Origin of the sequence: Actinomadura madurae, assembly GCF_900115095.1 — a bacterium.
Taxonomy (GTDB): Bacteria; Actinomycetota; Actinomycetes; order Streptosporangiales; family Streptosporangiaceae; genus Spirillospora; species Spirillospora madurae.
Genome location: NZ_FOVH01000034.1, coordinates 19,785 through 43,776, shown reverse-complemented (window position 1 = coordinate 43,776; position 23,992 = coordinate 19,785). Strand labels below are relative to the sequence as shown.

Genomic DNA, 23,992 nt, shown 5'->3' with positions numbered 1-23,992 from the left:
GACGCCCGCAAACGAACACGCGACAGCCAAGCCGAACAGGCACCCGTCAAGCATGTGATGGGACAGAGATGTCAAGCATGTCCCGGGACAGGACACACAGGGCGCCCATCCTGCGAATGAGAACTTTCTCTACGTCTTCAAGGGCGCCCGCTACGCGGCCGCCGCCGGTCGATCCGGGCCGGGCATGCGGCCTCTCCGGGCCGACCCGCCCCGGCCGCCCGGCCTTGCCTGCACCTTATCGGCCATACGTGGCCAGCCTCTCCCGCGCGTTTTACCGCGATCAGTTCACTTTTCCGCCAGACTAGGGGCGATAAGGAACTACCTACCGGGAGAAGGCCGTGAACCTGGATAACATTGACGTTCCCGAGGACGTCATTGAGTATGTTCGAGACGTCTTTAAACTGGCCGACCGTCGTGCCACGAGCAAACTTGATCGCATGCCAACGACTCACGAAGAGTGGCTAGACTTTTCTCTTATTGATGCTATAAGCGAGGCTAGTGGGCCCCATGAAACACAATCCGGTGTCACGGTCGATATTGCTGTACATTTCGTTGGAGGTGGAGTTCATTGGAAAAGATGGGAAGTAGCCGATCTGGGATTTATTGTCAATTTCAGGCGCCCCTCGGAGCTGATTAGAACTAAGGTTGTTCTGTTGCAGAGTAAACGCCTCTATCCGCGCGAGTCGGAGTTCATAGAGGATGCTGGCGTCACCATGCATGGAGGGTTTGGCTCGCTTATGGAGCCGTCTAGTCTGTTGGGCAAAGGACCTCGCAACTTTACGTTCGACGAAGCTTGCCGATATAAAGCACTGCAGATCGGCGACAGACAGTGGCAGTCTATAGCAGACTACGAGGAAAATTATAAAATCCCGGTACATTATCTTCTCTATCATCCGCATGCAATTCCATATTCAGAAGTCGAAATACCGGTACGCCTGCCAGTTAGGTTCAACGAGTCGGAGCCGGAAGTGGGGAGTCGGGTGTTGCGTGCTTCTGTCCTGCATTTGCTCGCAAGAACTTTTCCTAGGAACTATGCGCCATCGTATGCAGAGGTTAAGGGAAAAGTTCCAGCCCTGGGCGTGCAACTTCCAGATTTTGTTGCTGATGAGGTTCTGAAGTGTCGGGAAGGCTACGTAGTTGATGACGGAATAGAGAATGAAGGATTGAGGCGAGTCTTCAGTCAACGCTCAGCGCCTATCGCCGCCGCGATACGAGTGGACATCGTTCTGCCTTAGGCGCAGCAAGAGCAGGCTGGTATTGCGAAACCCGTTGCGCGCCAGCAGATCTAATTGGCCTGTGCCTTGGGGCAGACGATCGGTATACCGGGAGCGCAACTTCTGATTCGACTACCTCTTACGAGAGGGACGGTGCCTGTCGTGCTGGTGCTGGCCTGGCTGTAGACACACCATCTGGCTCGGGACCCTTCAATGTAGCGATCTTTCGGGGTAGACAGAGGTTTGCGACAGAAAGGAGTATGCGCTTGGTGGTGCAGCGTGACGGAACCTCTGTGGAAGGCAAGAGGTCTAAGAGGATCAAGAATAGCGATACGGGGAGGCCGAGGTGCGGCGACTGCTGACGATCATTATTGGGATGGCCGTACTTGCAGGGTTAGCTCGCCTACTGCGGCGTCCGGCATCACAGCCTGGGCCGCATCAGCCCCAAGGGGATGGAGGAGATGGCCAGCCGGGCAGCGAATCAGGTGACCCTCACCGTAGGCCGCTCTATCTCCGTTGGCTTAACCTCAAATTCGTCGTAGTCCTCATCGTCGGTGGTCTGGGCGTAGTATTCGCGGTGAATGCATGGGACCGATTCGAGCTCTCTACCGCGCCAGCACCGATCAACCAGGGGCCTGAAGGGAATATTGTCCTCACTGCGCCGGCAGGCGTTCAGTCCGGAACTATTCAATACCTTGGTGACCCATTTGAGCGCACTGGCAAGGGATATGCTAATCGTCGTTTTCCTAGTTCTCAGCGCAGCGCCGGGGAGCGGTCGGAGATATTTATCAATCTAACTCTAAACAAGGCGCGCAACACATGCGTCACTATGCAGGCGAAGTTCATTCCGGATCCAGCGCCGGTGAACACGCTCGACACTATCGGAGTAGATATCAACACGGCACTGAAGCCTTCTGGACTCGAAAAGACGAGCGCGGCTGGCTTCCATGCCTACGATTTCCTACTCTGTCCAGGAGGTGAGGCTGGCCCTGGGGACGGCCGTCCCGTAAAGTTAAGGGCGTCTATCGCATCACGAACGCTGGCCAGACCGCTGTGAGCGGCTATCGCATGTCAGTTCAATTCCCTGCAATTTCAGTGCATCAGCAAAAGTCGCCGCGAGCCAGGATTACAATTAAGGCAGCTCTTTCCTACACGCCACCACTCACAAAGGTTGAAGCCTCACAGCCAACGCCAACTGATAGTTCCGGCTTCGGATGGACTACGTCAGCGGATCTGCTGGAGCCGGGCGTCCTGACAATCTCTTCTATTCCAGGAGAGGCAGCCTCCAATCGCAATCTCTTTATTGCAGGCGCATTCATCGGCCTTGCTGGCGGGCTGCTCACGTGGGTTCTTCAACTCCTGCTAGAGGCTATCCCGCCGAGGCGACGCGGCCACGCGGTAGAGGCTAGTTGAATGTCAGCGCGAAAGCATAAGTGGGACATTGTCCGCTCATTCCTAGTCACTGGTCGAGCGTGCGTGAAGCGGGGGCCTCGCGGCCCCCAGCCCCCCGCGGGCCGGAGGGCACGCCCGCGCGAAACTGTCTGTCACACCTTCCCGCTGTTCGCGCGGGCGCACTCTCCGGGACGGGGTGCGAGTGCTAACGGCGGTGCTAACAACGGGGTCGGATGACCACGGACGGGGCTGGACGTGCGGCAGGGCGCGGCCCTGGTCAGGGGATGTGTGGGGACGGTCCTGGACATCCCTGATCCTGCTTGTAACTAGATGCTCGGTGCTGTGGCACTGGTCGGATGCCAATGACGTCTAAAGGCTCACAGCGCTCCTTTCGGCAACCCCTTCTGAATTTCTTCGCGTATAGCCTCTATTAGAGCGTGCTCTGCTTCCATGAATTCTTCCCCTGGGTAATCGGCTTCTGCAGGGTGGAGGTCTCCATTCTGCATACGAGTGCTCAGGGCAGCGCCAAAGAGTTCTGTGGCGAAGTTCGATACGTTCCTACTCGCCACGGTCTGCACCTGGTGCAGGTGAACGTATAGAGCCATTTGCTTGTCAATCTGGCTATCACTTGCATGTATTGTTTCGTATGCGGCCTTCACAAATTGCACATATATCTCCCGCCGGAGTGCCCGTAAGTCAGCGTAGGAACGGTGCTCCTGCTCGCGCTGGGACAACCGGTCGAGTAGCTCCCTTTGGCCCTTGGCCGCGCGGACTGTAGCGGTGATGCCCGCTAGACCGATCGATGTGCCACCAAGCGTAGTGGCGAACGGGGTTACCCACTCCCAAGCCATAAGCCATGATGGCCCATGGCCCCCCATGGTCTAAAGGGCCACCATCGGACACAGCACGGGGAGGGCTCCGGGCTCCTGTGCGGACCCATGGCTGCGTGTCGAGACCCAGAGGCTCAGTGTGCCGGGGTCTGTCCTGGTGTCAGCCGGTCCAGGTGATGTCGAAGACGCGGATGATCTCGGCTGTGTCGTCGACGTAGAAGGACACCAGGCCGTAGGTACGAAGATGACCTGGCGGTATTCGGGCTCGTCATTGGCCAGGGCCATCGCGTCCCAGGGGCGTTCGGCGACGTCAGCGAGTGAGGTCACCAGGGCGTCGAAGGCTTCAGGAGGCAGGCCGCCGATTTGGGCGAGTGCAGTCGCGTGCAGCTCGACGCGGTAGTTCAACGAGCGCCGTCCGTGCGCTCAGGCCACCCGGGGATCGCTTCTGCAGCGGTAGTGAAGACGGCCGGGGCGCCCGTGCGTGCCTGCTGTGCCCGATCGGCGAAGTCGGGACGGGCGTACGCAGTGGCCCGCATGTGCCAGAGGCGGAGGACCTCTGGAGTTGGCGGTAGCGCCAGAGTTCGTGTGCGGCGTCGAGAGCGCTGCGGTAGTCACGGATGAACCGCTCTCGCTCGTCATAGGGCAGTCGACGGAGGATGTCCTCCGGATCGAGCGGGTCATGATCATGATTGAGTGGTCCAGCCGTCATGACGCCCCTCCTCAGTACTCAGTGCCCCTTGCCATCCCTCATCAGGAGGCTACGGGTGTGCCGTCCGGTAGAGGGCGCAAGCCGGGTGTTCGAAGGGGTGGCACGACCGGGGGACGGCCGTCTGTCAGTGCCCGTCATGGGACTGGGAAGTACAGCACGGAAGTACCGCAACGGGGGCTTACTGCTGCTGGCATCGGCGACCGGGTGCACACCGTCCCACCTGCGGTGATGGTGGCGATCTTGGGGTGGCCGGGTTCTTGTGAACAGAAGGTTAGAGGTTCAAGTCCCCTCGCCGGCTCCCAGCTCAAAGGCCCTCGCGATCATCGTGAGGGCCTTTTGCTCCACCCTGGAGCCACTGCGGGAGCCACGGAATCAGCCACCGAACAGGGCGCTGCTCAGCGTTGACGGGTCCCTCTCGTTCTGCCTGCGTGAGTGCTCGCCGCAGAGCGTTCCGCATGTTTCGGGGGAGTTCGCGGCGTATCCAGCCGCGCGCCTGGCGGATCGACCTCGCAGGCGTCCTGTCACGCTTTTGCCTAGCTCGCCGAGCTATGTGCGGGATCGGCGTCGGCATCTGGTCCCTATCGTCAGCGCGTCGGCGGTCTCGCGGCTTCACCGACAGGCCGGAGGCGTAGAACGCCTCGGCTGGGTAGCGGTCGGCAGGTCGCGGGGGTGGAGTTTCCACAGGCCGGCATGTTCCCGGCGCTACCGGAACGTGTGCGGTCTGAACGACGCCACCGCGCCGGGGCAGCTGTTCGATTTCCTTGCACAGCGGCGTAGCGTCGACCTTGCGTCCGTTCGCCAACACCTCACAACCCCCATGTGTCCCGGGGATCACTTTCTTTTTTCGGCTTTGTCGCCGTGTCGCCTCTGTCCGTGGCTGTCAGGGAAGGGTGCTGGAGGCAACCCGTCAGGAGATCGAATCTCCTGTCCTCCTGCCGGAGCCTCACCAGGAAGAACACCTCAAGGGCGGTAGCCGCACCGGTGCGGTCCTCTGTGTTCAGGTCTCTGACCTTGCCGTTCGACCTACGTGCCCCACGGGGGCAGGGCACAAGGGCTGGGCGGTCCGTATGTGGCCATCGGCCTGGTGTTACCGGCTCCGGCTCCTCAGCGTCTGATTGATAGGACGAGGAGGAATGAGACATGACAAACGGGGGAAAGGGGCGCACTGTCGCAGGTGTCGCGTGGGCGCTGAGCCCTGTGATCACATTGGGCTTGGGGACGCCGCTCACTTTCGGCTATGCGGCCGTCCGAATGAAGTCCTTGCCGTACATCCTGTCGACGGGCGTCTACTTCGCGCTCTGGGTGACCTTCTTCGCCACGTTTGCAGCTGAGGAGGGTGTTGGTTTCGCCGTTAACTTCATCGCGTTTCTCCTCTTGGCGTTGGGTGGGACCATTCACGCTCTCTTGATCCGACCCCGAGTCTTCGGCGGGTCGGGAGCCCGGAGAAGCGCCTTTGAGAGGGCGCAGGAGGACGCGCGGCAGCGCCGTCAGCTGCGCGCTATGGCGGCCGAGACCGCTCGAAGTGACTCTGAGCTCGCCAGGGAGATGCACATCGGACGCCCTGACCTGCCCCGGACCTACGATGACGGCGGCCTTGTGGACATCAACAATGCCCCGGCCCCGGCTCTGGCCGCCATCCTGGGCCTCACGGCCGAACAGGCGAACATCATCGTCGACGTCCGAAGCCAGACCGGTGGTTTCGTCTCACCCGAGGAGGTCGCCGCGCTGACGGCATTGCCTCCGGAACTCACCCCTCGGTTCGCCGAGTACGGCGTGTTCCTCCCCAAGCAGTAACCATCATGCTTTGCCGGGAGCGCCCCGTCGTCTTTCGATGCCTGGACGGCGCCGGGCGGCGAGGTCCGCCTGCTCAAGCTGCGCCGGCTTTATTGAGGCCGCTCGTCGCGCCGGTTCGGTCGTCCGCAAGTTCACGCGAGTTGTTCTGTCGCTTCCTGGGGAGTCCGAGCGGGAGCGGCGGGTGCCTGCGCCTCCTGGAAGGCGACTATGGCGCCGCCGTAGTCCCTTGCCCAGTTCGTGAGGACCTCGATGGGCTCGACGAGGGTCTGGCCGAGGTCGGTGAGGCTGTACTCGACCCGTCGGGGCGCTTCGGCATGGCGTTCGACCAGACCGTACTGCTGGAGTCGGCGCAGTGTCTGGGTGAGGACCTTGCGCGAGACGCCGCCGATGAGGTCGACGAGTTCGCCGTGCCTGCGCGGCTGCTGGCTAAGCCCGAAGAGCACGAGCACGGCCCATTTGTCGGAGATGATCTCGACCGCGAGTCGCGTGGGGCAGTCGGCGAGGAAGACCGGTCCAGCCGGGTTCTGCATGAAATCGAAGGTACCAGGAGGTAACCGACGGCTCCGTAGCGTCTTCGGCGAGCACGAATTAAGCGCACGATGCGGAGGAGTCACCATGCCACGAGTCGTTGTGTTCGACGAGTTCGGCGGGCCGGAAGTCATGCACGTGGTGGAGGAGCAGGTCGTCGAGCCCGCGGCGGGTGAGGTACGGGTCAGGATCGAAGCGTTCGCCGTCAACCCGCTCGACCAGATGATGCGCTCCGGCAGTTCGCCCGCGATCGTTCCGCTGCCGCACGCTCGCCTCGGCGTCGAAGGGACCGGCGTCATCGATGCGGTGGGCGCCGAGGTCGCCGGGCTGCGGATCGGCGATCCGGTCATCATTGCGGCAATCCCGGACGCGAGCGTAAGGGGTAGCTACGCCGAATACACCACGCTCCCCGCGAGACGGGTCGTCGCCCGGCCTGCCGGGCTCGGAATCACGGAGGCGGCGGCGATCTGGGTCGCCTACTCCACCGCCTACGGCGCGCTCATCGAGAAGGCGAGGATGCGTCCCGGCGACCACGTCCTCATCACCGCGGCGTCCGGCGGCGTCGGCCGGGCGGCGATGCAGATCGCCAACCAGATCGGCGCCGTGCCCATCGCCATCACCCGGCACACTGCCAAGAAGGACGAGTTGAGCGCAGCCGGTGCCGCCGCGGTCATCGCGACCGACCACATGGACGTTATCGAAGCCGTCGGCCACCACACCGGCGGGACCGGCGCCGACATCGTCCTCGACGTCGTTATGGGCCCTGGCCAGCAGGATCTTTCGAAGGCGGCCCGCCCCGGCGGAACACTGGTCGCCGCGGGCTTCCTGGACCCTCGGCCCACATCCTTCCCGGCAAGCACGCCGCTCACCATTTTCGGCTACCGGAGCTTCGAGCACACCCTCGACCCCGTAGTGGTGAAGCGCATGGCGGCCTTCTTGAACGCCGGTGTACGCCTCGGTGCGCTGGCACCCGCGATCGACAAGGTGTTCGTCCTTGACGACATCGTCGAGGCGCACCGCCACCTCGAGAACGGTCTCCATGCCGGAAGGAAGATCGTCGTCACGGTTTGACCCGGCGGCCGGGCTCCCATCCCGACTGCTTGTCCCGGCTGCGGCGCCGCTTCGGCCATCCTCCGGTTCCACCAGGCCCATGGCGAAGGCGAACGTCTCCAGGAACACTCGGTATGCCGGGTCCGTCTCACCCGCCGCCAGGACTGCCAGCTCGTCAGCAACGCGCTGCTTGTCCGCGTCGGAGAGCTGGTTGAGGAGGTAACCGGCGTGCTCCTGCTGCATCCCACCAGGGCTGGGGCTGAGCTGGAAAGGCGCGGGGCTCCCCCGACCCCGATCTATCGAACTCGGGGTCTCATCGGGACCGCCGCGCGCGGTCCCGATGGTCGCTGGGGCGCGTGCCGCGTAGTCGTTTGAACGCCACGCTCAGTGCGAAGGCGTTGGCGTAGCCCACCTTCCTTGCGATCGCGTTTACTGTTTGGTCGGTCTCGCGCAGCAGGTCGGCGGCCAGGGCGATCCGCCAGCTCGCGAGGTAGGACATCGGCGGTTCGCCGACCAGCGCGGTGAACCGGCGGGCGAGCGCCGCGCGGGACACGCCCACCTTGGTGGCCAGGTCCGCCACCGTCCACGGGTGTGCGGGGGAGTCGTGCAACAGCCGGAGCGCGGTGCCTGCGACCGGATCGTCCAGTGCGCGGCACCACGCCGGGGCGCTGGAGTCGGGGCTGTCGAACCAGGTGCGCAGCGCGGTGACCAGCATCAGGTCCAGCAGGCGGTCCAGCACCAGCTGCTGTCCTGGACGGTCTCTGATGACCTCCGTGGCCACCATCTCCACCGGTGGGTTGCGGCTTTGCTCGGCCGGCACCATGAGCACGTCGGGCAGGACCCGTAGCAGCCGGTCGCTGAGTTCTCCCCGACGCTCGAAAGCCCCGCTGACCAGTACGGGCGCCCCGTCGGTGAGCGTTCCACAGGTCCGGGCCGGTCCGGAGGTGTGCTCGACGCCTTCGGCGCCCGGGCAGTAGTCGGCGCTGGTCACCACCAGCGAGGGGGTGGTCGCGGGGTCGTCGGCCACGGTGTAGGGCACATCGCCGCGGACGACGGCGATGTCGCCGACGCCGATGGACACCGGTTCGTGCTGGTCGGGAACGATCCAGGCATGGCCGTTCAGCATCGTGGCCAGCGTCAGCGGGGCGCCGCCGGCCATCCGCAGGGCCCAGGGCGGTCGCATGATGGTCCGACGGAAGACCGCGCCGCGCGCTCGTACCTCGGCCAAGAGCTCTGACACCGCGTCCACAGACCCAAGGTAGACGCCTAGACATCGAGCTGAGCTTTCTGGCCATGGAACGTCTCAGAGGTAGCCGATTGGCTGGGGCCATGACTGAACATCCGATCCTGGTCACCGGGGCGACGGGGAAGTCCGGCCACCGCGTCGTCAACCAGTTGCGGGCCAAGGGCCTACCGGTCCGCGCGGCGGCCCGCAACGGCGAGCACCCCTTCGACTGGACAAACCGCGGCACTTGGGATGCAGCACTTGAGGGCGTGCGCGCCGCCTACATCGTGCAACTGGACGGCACAGAGTTCGTACGCCCCTTCGTCGAGCGGGCGGTGAGGCACGGGGCCCGGCGGATCGTGCTGGCCTCCGGGCGCGGGATCGACCGGCCCGACTACGTCAAGGACAACAACGGCGTCCTGGAAGGCATGCTCGACAGCGAGGCCGCCGTACGCGACAGCGGCCTGGAGTGGACGATCAGCCGGCCGGGCTGGTTCGCGCAGAATTTCAGCGAGGGCTTCTTCGCCGATGCCGTCCGTGCCGGTGAACTGCGGCTGCCCGCCGGCGACGGGGCGGCCGCCTTCGTCGACGCAGAGGACATCGCCGCGGTGGTGGTCGCCGCGCTGACCGAGGACCGGCACGCGGGCCAGATCTATGAGCTGTCCGGCCCTGGGGCGGTGACGCTGACCGAGGCGGTCGCCACGATCTCCGAGGCCGCCGGCCGCGAGGTCCGTTATGTGCCGCTCGCCGTCCAGGACTACGTCGCTGAACTCGTCCAGCAGGGGTGGCCGCCCGCGGACGCCGAAAGCTTCGCGGACGTCATCGAGCCCTTGCGGGAGGGAAAGGACGAACACGTCTCCGACGGCGTGCAGCGCGCCCTCGGCCGCCCGCCACGGACCTTCGCCGAGTTCGCCACGTCCACTGGCGCCGCAGGCGGTTGGCAGGTCTGATCGCCTGAACTGAAACGACCGTCGGTCGTCAAGCACCGCCCGGCCCCCAACACCACCGCGGCCCACCCGGATGAACGGCGCCGCCAAGCAGAGATCACGATCGATGCTTTGGCGGCGACGGTCGCCGAGCAGGTGGACGGGCCGACCTGACCCCCGCACCCGGTACACGCCGATGCTGACCTCGGCCGGAGGCGTTGACGTCGCGTGCCGCGGAGATCTCCCCCTGGCGGGGGATGTCGGTGGCGCCGGTGGGGGAGGTGAGGGCCGGGCCTTGCACGCGATCTTCTAGGCATGACTGATTTTGCTGTCGCTTCTCGTAAGCCGTGGTTTCCTCGGTCGCGGGCTGTCTGGGCTGGTGCGCATGCACCTGTCGCCGGGGTGCCGCGTTGGGCGCGGGTGGCTGCGCTGCTCGTGCCGCTCACGGTGTTGCCGTCCAGCCTGTGGCGGATCTCGGCCGTCACCCTGCACTTGCCGATCATGCGGGACGTGGGGCCGGACGCCAGTGGCGACCTGCCGTCGTGGATGCCGCTGGAGCTGTACGTGGTGCTGCTCTCGGTGTTCTCGGAGCTGCTGGCGTTCACCGCCGTCGGGCTCGTCGCGACTTGGGGCGAGGTGTTCCCCCGGTGGATTCCCTTCCTGCGTGGACGTCGGGTGCCGACGCCCGTGGCCGTGGTGCCGGCAGCTCTCGGCGCGACCATCCTGACCGCCTTGTGGACGTGGTCAGCGGTCGCGTTGATGCTCGGACGGAATATGACGGGACGTCCACTGACTGCCGACGATCCTCTCAACGCCGACACCTGGCAGGGGATTCTGGCCATCGTCGCCTACCTGCCGCTGGTTGCTTGGGGTCCTCTCCTCGCCGCCGTCACCGTCGCTTACTACCGGCGTCGGACTCGCGCGAGGCAATGAGCACACCGTGCCGTCACGGTCGGACGGCGGGCGGTGTTCTCGTCTCGCAGTTTCTATGCCTCGCAGGGGACCCGGCCCTCATAGCCTGTTTGCTCGGCTGCGTTGATGTAGTCGGCGAGGGCTTCGCGTGATTGGGCGAGTCTGTGCATCTGGTCGTCCAGTCGCCGCAGTCGTGACCGCATCGCGGTCAACAGTTCGGGACACCCGAGCAGACCCGGGGCCTCTCCGACCGCACAGGGCAGCAGATACGCGATGTCCTCGGAGGACAAGCCCGCATCGAGCAGATGCCGGATCTGCTTCACCCGCATTACCGCGTCCTCGTCGTACTCGCGGTAACCGTTGGCACCGCGGCCCGCGTCCAGCAGACCCTGGGCCTCGTAGTAGCGCAACTGATGAGCCCTGACGCCCGTCCGGTGGCTCAGCTCCCCGATCCGCATCCGAACCTCACTTGACCTTCACACCGGTATCAACGTTGACGATGCTGCCATGGACAACGAAACCGCACCTGTGACGGTCATCGGACTCGGGCTGATGGGCCGCGCGCTCGCCGGCGCGTTTCTGAGAGCCGGGCATCCCACGACCGTGTGGAACCGGACGGCATCGAAGGCGGAGCAGTTGGTTGCCGAGGGCGCGCGGCTGGCGCCGACGGTCGGCGATGCGCTTGAGGCGAGTTCCGTGGCGATCGTCTGCCTCACCGATTACGAGGTCGTCCACGAATTGCTCGGCGCCGGCGAAATCAAGCTGGACGGGACGCTTCTGATCAACCTGACCTCGGGCGACTCCACCCAGGCCCGGGAGGCCGCCCGGTGGGCCGAACAGCGTGGCGCCCGTTACCTGGACGGCGCCATCATGGCCGTCCCACCGGCGATCGGAACCGCCGAGGCGATGATCCTGCTCAGCGGCCCGCAATCGGACTTCGAGTCGCACAAGGCCATGCTCGGCGCGCTCGGTGGCACCACCTACCTCGGGGCCGACCATGGGTTGGCGTCTCTCTACGACGTGGCCGGACTTGCCATGATGTGGAGCATTCTGAACGCCTGGCTCCAGGGAACCGCCTTGGTCGGGACGGCCGACGTCGACGCCGCGACGTTCACGCCCTTCGCCCAGCAGCTCGCTTCCGTTGTGGTCGAGTGGCTCCCCGGATATGCCGAGCAGGTCGACAGCGGCTCCTTCCCGGCGGAGGTGTCGGCTCTGGAGACGGACGTGCGGGCAATGACGCACCTGATCGAGGAGAGCGAGGCGGTGGGCGTCAACGCCGAGATGCCGAGGCTGTTCAAAGCGATCGCCGACCGCTCGATCGTCGCCGGACACGGTGGCGAGCAATACCCCGTGCTGATCGAAGAGTTCCGCAAACCCCAGGGCACCTGAGCCCCGCCAGGCTTCCTTCGAGCCGATGCCCAGCACGCGAGCCCCGGCCTCGGCCAACGGCACGAGGCCGGGGCCTCCCTGGCCTCGTGCCATTGGCCGGACGGCCGGGCGCTGCGCGGTGAGCTGTGAGCGGTGAACTGAGGATCCCCGATCAAGACGCGAAGTGTCGCGGTCGGACGCCGTCAGAGGTGTAGTGGTCGGCCTGCCACCTTTGACCTCGATCTCCGCCATGGTGCCTCCGGACGGAAGGCTGGTCGGTCAATCGTCGCAGAGGGCGGTGGGAAGCACCTTCTCCAGGGCGTCGTCCAAGGCCGGGCCGCCGCCCGGCTTCAGGTTGACCATCACCGTGGCCTGCTTGCGGTGCTTGATGGCGCCCGCGCGGACGCTGAATCCGAGCATGTCGCCGTCGTGGCCCCAGAAGCCCTTCTTGCACTTCGCGGAGCCCTTGACCGGGAACCATTCAAGGCCCAGCCCATACTTCGAGCCTGATGTGCGTCCTGTGGGGAGGGCGTCCAGCATTTCGTGGAGTTGCGCCGGCTTCAGGAGGTCTCCGTGCAGCAGAGCCGCCAGGAAGCGGTTGATGTCCGATGCGCTGGAGATCATTCCGCCGGCGGCTCCGCCGACGGTCGGGTTGAGGCGGCTGATGTTCACGAGATCGGACTCGGGGCGCACGTACCCCTCGGGGTGGGGGCGGGGCAGGTCGGGATCGTCGGTCGGCGTGTAGGTGTTGCCCAGTTCGAGCGGGACGATGATGCGCCGCCGGATCTCCTCGCCGTAGGTGTTCCCGGTGACCTTCTCGATGATCATGCCGGCCAGGAGGTAGTTGGTGTTGGAGTAGCCGAACTTCTCGCCCGGGCGGAAGTTCCGGGGGTGGGGCAGGGCGATGTCGACGAGCTCGCGTGCCTCCCAGTGCCGGAGCGGGTCCTTGAGGACGTCCAGCGGGGACATGTACTTCAGGACGTCCGGCAGCCCGCTCCTGTGCTGGAGCAGCTGGCGGACGGTGATCTCCCGCCCGTCGTTGTCGGCGCCGCGCACCACCCCGGGCAGGTAGCGCTCCACCGGTGCGTCGAGATCGATCAGGCCCTCGCCGACGAGCTGGAGCACCACGGTGGCCGTGAACGGCTTGGTCAGGCTTCCGAGCCGGAAATGGCTGCCGGGATCCACCGGCGCGTTCGTTTCGATGTCGGAGACGCCGCTGGTGATCACCAGCTCGTGGTTCCGGTCGTTGACCTGTGCGAGCGCGCCGGGTGCTCCGTCCGGTCCGGTGAGCCGGTGCACCGCCTGCCGCAGCTTCGAATGGCCGGACGCCTTCGCCGGGGAGGACGTTTCCGCCATGACGGTCGAGGCCGTCACCGCCAGGGCCAGCGCCGCCGCCGTACTCCGGAGCATGACTTTCCTTGTGATCATGGAGTGTCACGCTATGTATCGGCGCATCGGCCGCACATCCATCGCGTGAGCCATCCGCTCGCTCACACCCGAAGGGGAGTGGGACGGCCACCATGGAGTTAGTCCGGAGCGCCCCTCCAACGGCAGCCTTGAGCACCTGCCCAGGACGAACCCGCGGGCTCGCAAGGTGGCGGGCGCGGTCCGTGAGCACGGCTACTCCCACAATCGGAGTACGTTTGCCGCTCGGGATCATGCAAAATATTCCCGAGTCGCTTTTCCGGGGGTGTCCTCCGGGAGTCTGTGACGACACCCGCCGGAGGAGTTTCTGTGACAGGTCCCGCCGGTCCGCCGCCCGGGGGCCAGGGCGGACGACGGCCGCCGCCCGTCCCGCCGCCGCTTCCGCCGCCCCCGCGCGGGCCCTACGGGGCGCCGCCCTGGCAGGAGGGCCCGCACCCGCCACCCCCGCCGCTTCCGCCGCGTCCTCAAGGGCCCTATCCGCCGCCACCTCCGCCGTCCCGCAACGTGCGAGGCATCCGGAGGCTGAATCCCCTTCTCGCGGCGCGGGCGGTGTTCCGGCCCTCGCGGCCGGACCTGATCACCGATGCGCGTGTCCGGAAGCTCCAGGTCGCCCGCGCCTGGGCGGGCATCGTCGTGACGCTCGGCGTGGCCGTGGTCTACAAGGCCACCGCTCCCGAGGCGCTGGCGAGCGACCGGTTCAACGACGCCTGGCTCAACGTCCTGATCCTGACCTGCGCGCTGCCGCTGGTGGTGGGCGCCTTCATCATGGCCGCCCGGCCGCCGAGCCGGGGCGCGTTCGCGCGCAGGCTCCGCTACCCGCTGATCGCGGTCGGGGCGATGTTCGGCTCCATGTTCACCTTCGTGCTCGCGGCGGCGCCCACCTTCAAAGGCCTGCGAGACGCGGCCGGGCCGATCGTCCTGATCCCCGGAGGCGTGATCCTGGTTCTGTGGATGGCGCCTTTCGCGCTGTACGGGATCGTCCTGTCGCTGACGAACGTGTTCCGGACGGCCGACATTCACGAGGTGGTCCCACCGCTGGTGAGCGTGTCGGCGTCCTGGGTGATGGCCGTCGTCAACCTGTTCACCGACGCCTATGAGGGCGTGCCGACCACCTTGGCCACAGCCCTGTTGCTGGGCGCGCCACTGACGGTGTCCGCGCTCGCCTATTACGAAATGCGCAGGCTGCGACTCCTGCACGGCATCACGCTGCGCAACACCCTTCTCCGCTGATCCCAAGCCGCCGACCCGGGCGCGTTCCGGGGTCGCCGCCCTCTCGGGCGGTAAAACCGGAGTGCCAGCATGAACTGGCGGCCGGTCTTCCTGACGCGCGCCTCCAGATTGTCGAGCGCGTAGGCAGCGGACGCCGAGCCGGGCGCCGCGGCTCGGTAGCGTGCGGGAGCCAATGCCCGGCAAACCCGGGGTTGTCGGCGGCTGGGGCGCTTTCTACGGTTGGGGCATGGGGCAGACGGGTGTTGCGGGGCCGGCCGCGGGCGTTGACGCACTTCGGTGGTGGGGGCGGATGGCCCGGGATCCGCTGCGGACGTATGTCGGCCTTTCGGGCCGGTACGGGGACGCCGTCCGGGTGCCGTTCGGGGTGAAGCGGGCGTTCTACCTGTTGTCGCGGCCCGAGCACGCCGAGCGGATTCTCGTCGCCAATCAGGACAACTACGTGAAGGCGTTCACGTATCGGCCCCTGCGCGCCGTTCTCGGGGACGGCCTGCTGACGAGCGAAGGGGAGACGTGGCGCCGGCATCGGCGCGTCGTGCAGCCGGTCTTCTCGCACCGGCACGTCGTCGGGTTCGCGCCGCAGATGGTGGAGACGACCGAGCAGATCGTGCGGCGATGGCCGGACGGAGTGGCGCTCGACGCAGCGGCTGAAATGCGGAAACTGACGCTGGGAATCGTCGGCCGCGCCCTGTTCGGAAGTGAGTTGAGTGGTGAGGCCAACCGGACGGGCCGTGCCCTTGAGGCCCTTCAACGAGCAGCCGTCGTCGGGACGTTCCTGCCCGGAGCGGCCGCGAAGCGAAGCATCTACCAGCGGGTGCCCGGCCTCGGCGGTGCTCTCGGCCATCTTGAGGAGATGGTGCAGCGGGTCGTCCGGGGATCGTCCGGCGGAGAACTGCTGAACCTGCTCAAGGAAAGCGGGCAATTCAGCGAGGAGGAATTGCGGGACGAGGTCCTGACACTCCTCCTGGCGGGCCACGAAACGACGGCGGCCTCGCTGGCCTGGACGTTCATGCTGTTGTCGAAGTATCCGGCCGCCAGGGAACGGCTGGAGAGCGAGGTCGATGACGTTCTCGGCGGCAGGGAGCCGAAAGCCGAGGACGTCGATCAGCTGCCGTGGACGAAGGCCGTCCTGTCGGAGGCCATGCGCCTGTGCCCGCCCGCCTGGACCATCGAGCGCGATGCCGTCGGCGACGACGAGGTCGCGGGGACACCGATCCCGGCCGGAGCGACCTTGGCCGTCCCGCCCTATCTGATCCATCGCAACCCCGACGTCTGGCCCAATCCCGAGGGCTTCCAGCCGGAACGGTTCATGGGCGAGCAGCGGCGTTCCCGCTACGCGTATCTGCCGTTCGGAGGCGGGCGGCGCATCTGTGTGGGCGCCGGTTTCGCGATGCTGGAGGCGACCCTGGTGCTCGCCACGATCAGCCGGACGCACCGGCTCGACCTGCTGCCCGGCGTGCGCGTGCCCGGCCGGGCGGAGATCACGTTCCGCCCGGCCGGGCCGGTTCCCATGCGGGTCATCCGGAGGTAGGCGCCGCGCGCCGCGGCAGCAGCAGCGCCGGGACGACGGCCAGGGCCCCGATCGCGAGGGCGACCCAGAAGGCGTGCCCGAAGGCGGTCGCGAGGAGCGGGGCGACGGCGGTCCGGGCCGCGTCGGGCAGCGGCGCCAGGGCGGCGCCCGCCGTCGCGGGAGCCTGAGCCGTGATCTCGTGCTGCAGGATCACGGCGAGGGCGGTGGTCCCGACGGACGCGCCCATCCGCTGCAGGGTGTTGATCGCGCTGGTCGCGCGCGGGATCATCGCCGGCGGCAGGGCCTGGTAGGCGGCCGCCATCGACGGCATGATCGTCGCGCCGAGGCCGAGGCCGATGACGAACAGGGCCGCGGCCAGCAGGACCGGCGAGGTGTCCGCGTGGATCCGCGTGTACGCGGCGGTGCCCACCAGGCCGAGGACGATCCCCGCGGGGACGACGAGGCCGGCGCCGAGGCGGTCGGTCACCCGTCCGGCCAGCGGCATGGCGACGGCCGCGCCCAGCGCCTGCGGCGCGAGGAGCAGGCCGGTGGCCAGCGGGCCGTGGCCGCGGACGACCTGCCAGTACAGCGGCAGCAGGACGAGGACGCCGAACAGCGCGACCGCGACGACGACGTTGGTGGCGGCGGCCGCGGCGAAGCCCCGCTCGCGGAACAGCGCGATGTCGATCAGGGCGGACCGGCCCCGCGCGTGCAGGACGTACAGGACGACGAGCGCGGCGGCGGCGCCGAGGATCGTCCAGGTGCGCAGGGCGTCGAGGGCGCCGGGACGTCCGGCCTCGGTGGTGCCGTAGACGAACGCGGTGACGCCGCCGCACAGCAGGATCAGGCCCCGGACGTCCAGGCGGGCGGGCCGCCTCGGGGAGGCGGGCAGCAGGCGCAGGGCGGCGGCGATGGCGGCGGCCCCGAGCGGCAGGTTGACGAGGAAGATCCAGCGCCAGCCGGCCGTCGAGATGATCAGGCCGCCGACGATCGGGCCGGCGACGGAGCCGAGCAGCATGGGCAGGCCGATGAAGCCCATCATGCGGCCCATCCGGGAGGGGCCGGCGGCCTGCGCGAGGATCGTCTGCGCGACCGGGATGATCATGCCGCCGCCGATGCCCTGCAGCACGCGGAAGGCGATCAGGGCGGGCATCGACCAGGCGAGGCCGGCCAGCGCGGAGCCGAGGAGGAACAGTGCCAGCGCACTGATCCAGACGCGGCGGGCCCCGAACCGCTCGGTGGCCCAGCCGGTGACCGGGATGACGGCGGCCAGGCCCAGCATGTAGCCGGTCAGGACCCATTGGACGGACGTGATCGAGGCGCCGAAGTCCTCGGCGAGCGTGCGGGTCGCGACGTTGACGGCGGTCGCGTCGATCACCGACATGATCGCGCCGAGCACGACGACCAGGCCGATCGTGACGAGGCCGCGGTCGAGCTTCTGGGACGGCGCGGGGGCCGAGGTGAGCGTGGTCATGGCAGGTTCCTCGCATTTCAGGCGGGCTGGATGTTGTGGTTGCGGTGGAACACGTTCTGCGGGTCGTAGGCGCGCTTGACCTCGCGAAGCCGCCGGAGGTTCTCCGGGGTGTAGGCGCTGGCCGTCCTGGACGTGTCGTGCAGGAAGTTCAGGAACGAGCCGCCGGTCGCGTACGGGGCGAGTGCCGCGTCGGAGCCGTCGATGGTGAGGGAGAAGGGGACGTCGCGGTGCCCGACGGGACCGGCGTCCGCGCCCGGACGGGCCATCGCGCCGCCCCAGTGCTTGACCTCGATCCCGGCCGCGTCGCTGGAGGCGATCGCGCCGATCAGCGCGTCGGGCAGGTCGGCGTACAGGTGGAAGTGGTGCGGCGGGGTGCCGCCGAGCGACTCGGTCTCGGCGTACGGCATCGTCCGGAAGGTGTCCTCCAGGGGCGGTCCGGCGGCGTTCCGCAGTGATCGCAGCGCCCGCGCGCCGTCCGCCGCGGACCCCGCGTACACGCCGCGGACGGCGACGACCCGGCCGTGCGCGGGGTGGTCGGCCAGCGCGATCGAGACGGACAGGGCGTCCGGGCGGAGGTCCGCCTCGTCCCGGAACCGGGTGAGGACGGCGGCGGCCCGCTCGGCCGGGTAGAGCGCGACCCCCGCGTAGACCGCCGAGACGGGCTGGAGCCGGAACTCCAGCGACGTCACGACGCCGAAGTTGCCGCTGCCGCCGCGCAGCGCCCAGAACAGGTCGGCGTGGTGGGCGGCGTCGGCCGTCAGGTGCCGGCCGTCGGCGGTGACGATCTCGGCGCGCAGCAGGTGGTCGGCGGCGAACCCGTACCGGCGGGACAGCCAGCCGACGCCGCCGCCGAGGGTGAAGCCGGTGACGCCGACCGACGCGTGCGAGCCCGACAGCGGGGAGAGCCCGAGCGGCGCGGCGGCGGCGATCACGTCGCTCCAGCGGGCGCCGGCCCCGGCGCGGGCGACGCGGCGGGACGGGTCGACCAGCACCCGGGACATGCGGGACGTCTTCAGCAGCATCCCCTCGTCCGGCGGGACGACCGTGCCGTGCCCGGTGGCCTGGACGGTGAGCGGGACGCCCAGCTCGCGGGACGCGAGGACCGCGGCGCGGACGTCGGCGGGCCCGGTCGCCTCGACGACCAGCGGGCCGGCGGAGCGGGCGGCGGTTCCGAGGGTGCTGCCGATGGTGGTTCCGGCGGTGGCGGTGCTCATGATGACGGCTTCCTTCCGGAGGATTTTTCTCCACTTGCAAGCACCGTAACACGGTCCGGAGGATTTGTCTCCACTTATTTGCTAGGCTCGGCGCATGGCAACGAAGGAGCGGCCGCTGCGGGCCGACGCGCGCGACAACCGTGAACGGATCCTCGCCGCCGCCCGGGAGGTGTTCGTCGAGCAGGGGCCGGGCGCGCCCCTGGAGGACATCTCGCGGCGCGCCGGCACCGGCATCGCCACCCTCTACCGGCGCTTCCCCGACCGGCAGGCGCTGATCAGGGCGGTCGCGCTGGACGCCCTGCGGCGCACGACCGAGGAGGTCCTGCGCGCCCGGGACGAGGAGGCGACCGCCTTCGCCGCCCTCGTCCGGTACATGCACCGCGTCCTGGACATCCGCATCGGTGCCGTCTTCCCCGTCCTGCTCAACGAGATCCCGTTCGACGACGAGGAGATCGCGGCCGTCCGCGACGAGGGCGTCGCCATCATGCGCGAGCTCGTCACCACGGCCCAGGATGACGGCGACCTGCGCCCGGACGTCACCCACGCCGACGTCGGGATGATGCTCGTCCGGCTGTCGCGCCCGATGCCCGGCCCGATGCCGCCGGAGACGGGCGCGGAGCTGGCGCACCGGCACCTCGATCTGGTCGTCGACGGGCTGCGCGCCGGACGGCCGTCCGAGCTCGGCGGACCCGCCCTGACCTTCGATGACCTGCGATCCATGCGGGACGAACCGGCCACGTGACGACCCGCCTGGATTGGGCACAGGCAGGGCATGAACATCACTGGCATCATCACCGCGATCGTCATCGGCGCGATCATCGGCGCGCTCGGCCGGCTGCTGCTGCCCGGCCGCCAGCCCATCGGCGTCATCATGACCGTGATCGTCGGCATCGTCGCCGCCATCGCCGGGACGGCCATCGCGCAGCAGGTCGGCGTGGACACCACCGACGGGATCGACTGGATCGAGCTGGTCTTCCAGGTCGGCCTGGCCATGATCGGCGTCGCGCTCGTGGCGGGCTTCCGGGCGCGCCGCAGGCACCGCCGCTACGAACGCTGAACCCCGGTCCGGGCGGGGACGCGCCGACACGCCGGTGTGGGCGGGTTAACATTCCCTCGCGGACCGGGTTACCAGCGGGTAGCGAGATGCCCGGAAGGCCAGGGTGAGCGGGACGATGCGGGCTGTCCCGGACCGTGCCCTAATGTGCCGAGTGCCCGGGCCGTGGGCGGTTCGCGTGGCAGAATGTCACCCGCCGTGGAGCGCGGCGGTCTGCCGGAGGGAGGTGCGGCGGCGTGTCCGGAGCCGGTCGACGCCGTCCTGCGCGTATCCGGCGGGCGCACCCGCGCCCTGCACGTCCGGCGCTCCGGCTCGGATCCCGCGCGACCGCGGCGCTGACCGCCGTCACGCTCGGCGCCGCCGTGGCGGTGCCGGCGGCGATGGTCCCCGGCGCCCCGGCGGGAGGGCAGGCCGTCCGCGGGGCCGCGGCCGGTGCCGCCGCACCGCTGCGCGCCGCGCCGACCGACCAGATCCGCTCCCGCGAATGGCACCTGGACGCCCTGCGCGCCCAGAAGGCGTGGCGGTACTCCCGGGGGCGCGGCGTCACCGTCGCCGTCCTCGACACCGGCGTCGACCGGCGCCACCCCGACCTCACCGGGCATGTGATCAACGGGCCCGACCTCACCGGCGGCCTGCGCAAGCCCGGCAGCCGCTACTGGGGCCTGCACGGGACGTCGATGGCGAGCATCATCTCCGGCCACGGCCATGGACCCGGCCTGACGCAGGGCATGATGGGCGTCGCGCCGCTCAGCCGCGTCCTGTCCATCCGCGTCACGCTGGAGAACGACGACCCGCTGCGGCGCGACAACGGCCAGCAGGCCGGCACCGGCGACCGCGACGCCGTCGCGCAGGGCATCCGGTACGCCGTCGACCACGGCGCCGAGATCATCAACATGTCCCTCGGCGGCGGGCGGCAGTCCTACAACGGCACGCCGTCCCAGGAGAAGGCGATCAGGTACGCGCTCGGCAAGGGCGTCGTGCTGATCGCCTCGGCGGGCAACGACGGCTCCGGCGCGAACCGCCGCAACTTCCCCGCCGCCTACCCGGGCGTGATCGCCGTCGGGGCGCTCGACCGCAGGCTGCGCCTCTGGAAGGACAGCAACCGGCGCTCCAACGCGGCCGTCTGCGCGCCCGGCGTCGAGATCGTCAGCGCCGACGCCAGCAACGGCTACGTCGTCGGGACGGGCACCAGCGCCTCGTCCGCGATGGTCGCCGGGGTCGCCGCCCTGGTCCGCGCCCGCTACCCGCGGCTCAGCCCGGACGAGGTCAGGCGGGCGCTCGTCCAGGGGTCCCCGGCCCGCGCCGGCCGCCCGACCGGCTCGGCCACCTGCCGCGGGACGGTCGACGCCGTGCGCACGCTCGTCGCCGCCAACGAGATCAACAAGACCTCCAGCGGGCCGGTGGAGACGCCGCCGCCCGCGGCCGTCACGCCGGAGCCCGCGGCGGCGTCGCCGGTGCGCGACTCCGGCGTGCTGCTCCCGCTCGTCCTCGGCGGCGGCGGGCTGCTGATCGTCCTCGGGCTGGTGCTCGGGTGGCGGCAGCGGCGCCGCCCGGAGGAGGACACCGGCGACACCGACGCCGTCGCCGACTACGGGCTGCCGTCCGCTCCGCGCGAGCCCGCGTCCGCCGTCCCGTCCGGGGCGTACACGCCGGCGGCGTCCCGCCCGGCGCCCGCCGTCGCGCCCGTCAACGCGCCGCTGTTCCAGAACAACGAGGTGTACCCGGGGCCCGCCTTCGGCGAGGACGCCCCGTCGCCGGAGGCGTGGGAGGCGCCCCAGCCCGCCCCCAGCCCGCTGGACGTGCCGCTCTGGGACGCCCCGGCCGACCCCGCTCCGGCCCCCGCCGATCCCGCCCTGGCCGATCCCGACCCGGGCGGTTCCCCGTGGGACGGGGAGGAGCCGCCCTCGGTTATCGAGCCGAAGCGGCCACCGGTGATGCCGGGCGAGCTGCGCCCGTTCGACCCTGGCGAGTTCGCGGTGAACGGCGGGAACGGGAACGGGACCCTGAACGGTCACGACGTCCTCAACGGCAACAGCCACAACGGGAACGGCGACGGCGGCGCCGCCCTGAACGGTGCCGGACTGAACGGCTCCCCGGCGCGGGGCGAGCCGTCGCCGCTCGATGACGACGACTGGGAGTCGTTCCGCCGCGGCGCCCTCGACCTACCGGACGTTCCGGAGGGCGGCACGACCGCTCCGCTCTCCGCGGTATCCCCGGAGCCGGCCGACGAGCCGCCGCCCCCGCCCGTACTTCCGGCGGACGAGCCGTCCACCGGGGCGTTCCCCGCCGTCCCGCCGCCCGGTGCCGCCGACCACGGACCGCCGGACGGGCCCGTCCCGCCGCCGGACCAGGCCGGCGACGAGCCGCGCGGCCGGCACTCGCGCGGTCCGCGTCCCGCCGACGACGAGGACTACCGGCCGCCCTGGTGGTGACCGCGGTACTCCGGCGGGCGTAGCGCGGGTGCCTCCGGGCAGACGATGCGGGGTCCCGTACCCGTCGCCGAGCATCGACGTATCCGAACACAGGAAGGGTCGATGAACCATGTTGACGATGTTGGCGACGCAGGTGACGGAGATGGGTCCGGGCGGTTGGCACGACGGGGACGCCCCGGCGTTCTGGCCGGTCTTCCCGATCACGTTCGGCCTGTTCTGGCTGGCCGTGCTGGGGACCGCGTTCTACTTCATCCGCCGCAGGATGAACACGACCGCCACGGCCGCCGCCGCGGCGGCGGACCCGATGGCCAAGGCGCGGTCGGTGCTCGCCGAGCGGTTCGCCCGCGGCGAGATCGACGAGGACGAGTACCTGATGCGCATGTCGGCGCTGCGGAACGGGGACTGACGCGGCGCCTACTCGGCGCCCGCCTCCTGGAAGATCCGGTCGACGCCGTCCGGGTACATCGGTGCCCGGACGGCCGCGTCGGCGAAGCGGGTGAGCAGCCGCGCGAACTCCGCCCGGTCCCGCGCCGGCCAGCCCGCCATGAGCTCGTCGAGGTAGGCGCGGCGGAACCGGTCGGAGACCTGCTTGACGCGCCGCCCGGCCTCGGTCAGCCCGAGGTTGGCGCGGCGCGCGTCCACGGGGGAGGGGCGCCGCGACACCAGGCCGGCGTCGATGGCGTGCCCGACGAGCCGGCTCGCGGTGGACGGGTCGATCTCCAGCCGTTCCGCGACGGCGCCGACGGTGATCTCGGCGGGCGGCTCGCCCGCCTGCTCGGCGTCCGCGTGGGCGCCGGCGCCGAGCGCGGCGACGGCGTTCACCACCATGAGGTTCGACAGCTGCAGCGGGCGCCCGTCGGCGCAGGCGGAGGTCTGCGCGCGGATCCGCTTGACGAGGTCGGGCTTGGCCCAGACGCGGCGGAGCCGGAACAGCGCGGTGGCGATGTCGGAGAGGTCGGGGTCGGGAGGGTTCCCGTCGCGCGGCGCGTCCGGCTCGGCGGGCCGTCCCGTGGCGGGGGTCTCCGTCGCCATGTCAGGTCTCCGTTCCGTGGTCGCCGTGCCGGGCGCCGGACGCCGCGGACCCCCCACTCTAACGCATGTAGTGTGCACATTATTGTGCACCGCCGGGACGCTCCTTCCCCACGAGACACACGACGCGAAAGAGCCCCAGGTGAGCAGGGATGTGATGCACTGAACCACCGGTTCCGGTTCCCGGCGAACGCCGGTACTTGTCGGCCCGGACGCGTAGCATGGCACCCGCCCGAACCCGGACGACCCGGGATCAGTAACCACAGAGGGGACCTGATGCGAGCGGCGAACGCCCCCGGTGGCCCCCCTGGTGACGTCCCCCCGCGGGACGGATCCACGGACCACGCACCCCCGAGACCCCCGGCCGGACCCGGCATCGGCGACGACGAGGGCGGTGCGGACGACGCCGCCTTCAGTGCCGGCCGGCTGTCCGAGCGCGACCGCCAGATCCTCGCCTTCGAGCGGCAGTGGTGGAAGTACGCCGGAGCCAAGGAGCAGGCCATCCGCGAGAAGTTCGACATGTCGGCGACGCGGTACTACCAGCTCCTCAACATCCTGATCGACCGACCCGAGGCGCTCGAGTGCGACCCCATGCTCGTCAAGCGCCTCCGCCGGATGCGGACACAGCGGCAGCGGAGCCGCGCCGCGCGCCGACTCGGAATCCGGCCCTGATCTGACC

22 protein-coding genes are annotated in these 23,992 nt (G+C 68.9%); 13 read left to right on the top strand and 9 right to left on the bottom strand.

The genetic code is table 11. From position 1 onward, the window contains the following. The first annotated feature begins 338 nt into the window (after positions 1–338). Positions 339–1,235 (top strand): hypothetical protein, encoded by an 897-nt coding sequence (locus BM339_RS49435; protein WP_143118876.1) that lies wholly within the window; start codon positions 339–341, stop codon positions 1,233–1,235. Between the two features lie 1,748 nt (positions 1,236–2,983). On the opposite strand, the gene BM339_RS49430 is transcribed toward BM339_RS49435, so the two are convergent. Both BM339_RS49430 and BM339_RS52800 read right to left on the bottom strand, forming a co-directional pair. After that, positions 2,984–3,274, bottom strand: coding sequence for a hypothetical protein (locus BM339_RS49430; protein WP_143118875.1), 291 nt, complete (start codon positions 3,272–3,274; stop codon positions 2,984–2,986). 505 nt (positions 3,275–3,779) lie between these two features. Beyond that, entirely contained in the window at positions 3,780–4,145 is a 366-nt protein-coding gene (locus BM339_RS52800; RefSeq protein WP_369076983.1) for a DUF6247 family protein, read from the bottom strand. 1,140 nt (positions 4,146–5,285) lie between these two features. On the opposite strand from BM339_RS52800, the gene BM339_RS46340 reads away from it, so the two are divergent. Then, positions 5,286–5,939, top strand: coding sequence for a helix-hairpin-helix domain-containing protein (locus BM339_RS46340; RefSeq protein ID WP_083598580.1), 654 nt, complete (start codon positions 5,286–5,288; stop codon positions 5,937–5,939). A 131-nt stretch (positions 5,940–6,070) separates the two neighbouring features. Here the strand turns inward: BM339_RS46340 and BM339_RS46335 are convergent, their stop codons facing one another. Further along, the gene (locus tag BM339_RS46335) at positions 6,071–6,469 is read right to left on the bottom strand and encodes a winged helix-turn-helix transcriptional regulator (protein WP_075024984.1); all 399 of its coding nucleotides are present in this window, start codon (positions 6,467–6,469) and stop codon (positions 6,071–6,073) included. A 100-nt stretch (positions 6,470–6,569) separates the two neighbouring features. Here BM339_RS46335 and BM339_RS46330 point away from each other — a divergent pair, with 100 nt between their 5' ends. Next, the gene (locus tag BM339_RS46330) at positions 6,570–7,538 is read left to right on the top strand and encodes a zinc-dependent alcohol dehydrogenase family protein (RefSeq protein ID WP_256255879.1); all 969 of its coding nucleotides are present in this window, start codon (positions 6,570–6,572) and stop codon (positions 7,536–7,538) included. Positions 7,539–7,830: 292 nt separating this feature from the next. Here BM339_RS46330 and BM339_RS46325 read toward each other — a convergent pair whose 3' ends face one another. Next, on the bottom strand, positions 7,831–8,766 hold the full coding sequence (locus BM339_RS46325) for an AraC family transcriptional regulator (RefSeq protein ID WP_075024982.1): 936 nt from the start codon (positions 8,764–8,766) through the stop codon (positions 7,831–7,833). Positions 8,767–8,846: 80 nt separating this feature from the next. Between BM339_RS46325 and BM339_RS46320 the strand changes: the two genes are divergently transcribed. Together BM339_RS46320 and BM339_RS46315 are read left to right on the top strand one after the other, a co-directional pair. Beyond that, positions 8,847–9,692: an NAD(P)H-binding protein gene (locus BM339_RS46320; protein ID WP_075024981.1), complete on the top strand. Its 846-nt coding sequence runs from the start codon at positions 8,847–8,849 to the stop codon at positions 9,690–9,692. A gap of 396 nt (positions 9,693–10,088) precedes the next feature. Then, on the top strand, positions 10,089–10,601 hold the full coding sequence (locus BM339_RS46315) for a hypothetical protein (protein WP_024936441.1): 513 nt from the start codon (positions 10,089–10,091) through the stop codon (positions 10,599–10,601). Between the two features lie 53 nt (positions 10,602–10,654). Here the strand turns inward: BM339_RS46315 and BM339_RS46310 are convergent, their stop codons facing one another. Further along, positions 10,655–11,038 (bottom strand): MerR family transcriptional regulator, encoded by a 384-nt coding sequence (locus tag BM339_RS46310; RefSeq protein WP_075024979.1) that lies wholly within the window; start codon positions 11,036–11,038, stop codon positions 10,655–10,657. Between the two features lie 49 nt (positions 11,039–11,087). On the opposite strand from BM339_RS46310, the gene BM339_RS46305 reads away from it, so the two are divergent. Further along, entirely contained in the window at positions 11,088–11,969 is an 882-nt protein-coding gene (locus BM339_RS46305) for an NAD(P)-dependent oxidoreductase (RefSeq protein WP_075024978.1), read from the top strand. Between the two features lie 258 nt (positions 11,970–12,227). Here BM339_RS46305 and BM339_RS46300 read toward each other — a convergent pair whose 3' ends face one another. After that, entirely contained in the window at positions 12,228–13,358 is a 1,131-nt protein-coding gene (locus BM339_RS46300; protein ID WP_218163945.1) for a serine hydrolase domain-containing protein, read from the bottom strand. Positions 13,359–13,877: 519 nt separating this feature from the next. Here BM339_RS46300 and BM339_RS46295 point away from each other — a divergent pair. Both BM339_RS46295 and BM339_RS46290 read left to right on the top strand, forming a co-directional pair. After that, positions 13,878–14,603 (top strand): hypothetical protein, encoded by a 726-nt coding sequence (locus tag BM339_RS46295; RefSeq protein WP_143118874.1) that lies wholly within the window; start codon positions 13,878–13,880, stop codon positions 14,601–14,603. A gap of 289 nt (positions 14,604–14,892) precedes the next feature. Continuing rightward, positions 14,893–16,131 carry a cytochrome P450 gene (locus tag BM339_RS46290; RefSeq protein ID WP_177287940.1) on the top strand — a complete coding sequence of 413 codons (1,239 nt, stop codon included), beginning with the start codon at positions 14,893–14,895 and terminating at the stop codon, positions 16,129–16,131. Here the strand turns inward: BM339_RS46290 and BM339_RS46285 are convergent. Both BM339_RS46285 and BM339_RS46280 read right to left on the bottom strand, forming a co-directional pair. Continuing rightward, positions 16,118–17,584, bottom strand: a complete 1,467-nt coding sequence (locus tag BM339_RS46285; RefSeq protein ID WP_075024974.1) for an MDR family MFS transporter — start codon at positions 17,582–17,584, stop codon at positions 16,118–16,120. The genes BM339_RS46290 and BM339_RS46285 overlap by 14 nt on opposite strands. Positions 17,585–17,601: 17 nt before the next feature. Continuing rightward, positions 17,602–18,798: an FAD-binding oxidoreductase gene (locus tag BM339_RS46280; RefSeq protein ID WP_075024973.1), complete on the bottom strand. Its 1,197-nt coding sequence runs from the start codon at positions 18,796–18,798 to the stop codon at positions 17,602–17,604. A 94-nt stretch (positions 18,799–18,892) separates the two neighbouring features. Between BM339_RS46280 and BM339_RS46275 the strand changes: the two genes are divergently transcribed. From BM339_RS46275 to BM339_RS51045, 4 genes are all read left to right on the top strand, one after another. After that, positions 18,893–19,540: a TetR/AcrR family transcriptional regulator gene (locus tag BM339_RS46275; protein WP_075024972.1), complete on the top strand. Its 648-nt coding sequence runs from the start codon at positions 18,893–18,895 to the stop codon at positions 19,538–19,540. A gap of 30 nt (positions 19,541–19,570) precedes the next feature. Beyond that, positions 19,571–19,855, top strand: a complete 285-nt coding sequence (locus BM339_RS46270) for a GlsB/YeaQ/YmgE family stress response membrane protein (RefSeq protein WP_021595539.1) — start codon at positions 19,571–19,573, stop codon at positions 19,853–19,855. 233 nt (positions 19,856–20,088) lie between these two features. Continuing rightward, positions 20,089–22,284 carry a S8 family serine peptidase gene (locus BM339_RS46265; protein ID WP_143118872.1) on the top strand — a complete coding sequence of 732 codons (2,196 nt, stop codon included), beginning with the start codon at positions 20,089–20,091 and terminating at the stop codon, positions 22,282–22,284. A 118-nt stretch (positions 22,285–22,402) separates the two neighbouring features. After that, the gene (locus BM339_RS51045; protein WP_218163944.1) at positions 22,403–22,690 is read left to right on the top strand and encodes an SHOCT domain-containing protein; all 288 of its coding nucleotides are present in this window, start codon (positions 22,403–22,405) and stop codon (positions 22,688–22,690) included. 8 nt (positions 22,691–22,698) lie between these two features. On the opposite strand, the gene BM339_RS46255 is transcribed toward BM339_RS51045, so the two are convergent. Next, positions 22,699–23,316, bottom strand: a complete 618-nt coding sequence (locus tag BM339_RS46255; RefSeq protein WP_021599770.1) for a MarR family winged helix-turn-helix transcriptional regulator — start codon at positions 23,314–23,316, stop codon at positions 22,699–22,701. A 273-nt stretch (positions 23,317–23,589) separates the two neighbouring features. On the opposite strand from BM339_RS46255, the gene BM339_RS46250 reads away from it, so the two are divergent. After that, positions 23,590–23,985 carry a DUF3263 domain-containing protein gene (locus tag BM339_RS46250; protein WP_021599769.1) on the top strand — a complete coding sequence of 132 codons (396 nt, stop codon included), beginning with the start codon at positions 23,590–23,592 and terminating at the stop codon, positions 23,983–23,985. Positions 23,986–23,992 lie beyond the last annotated feature (7 nt).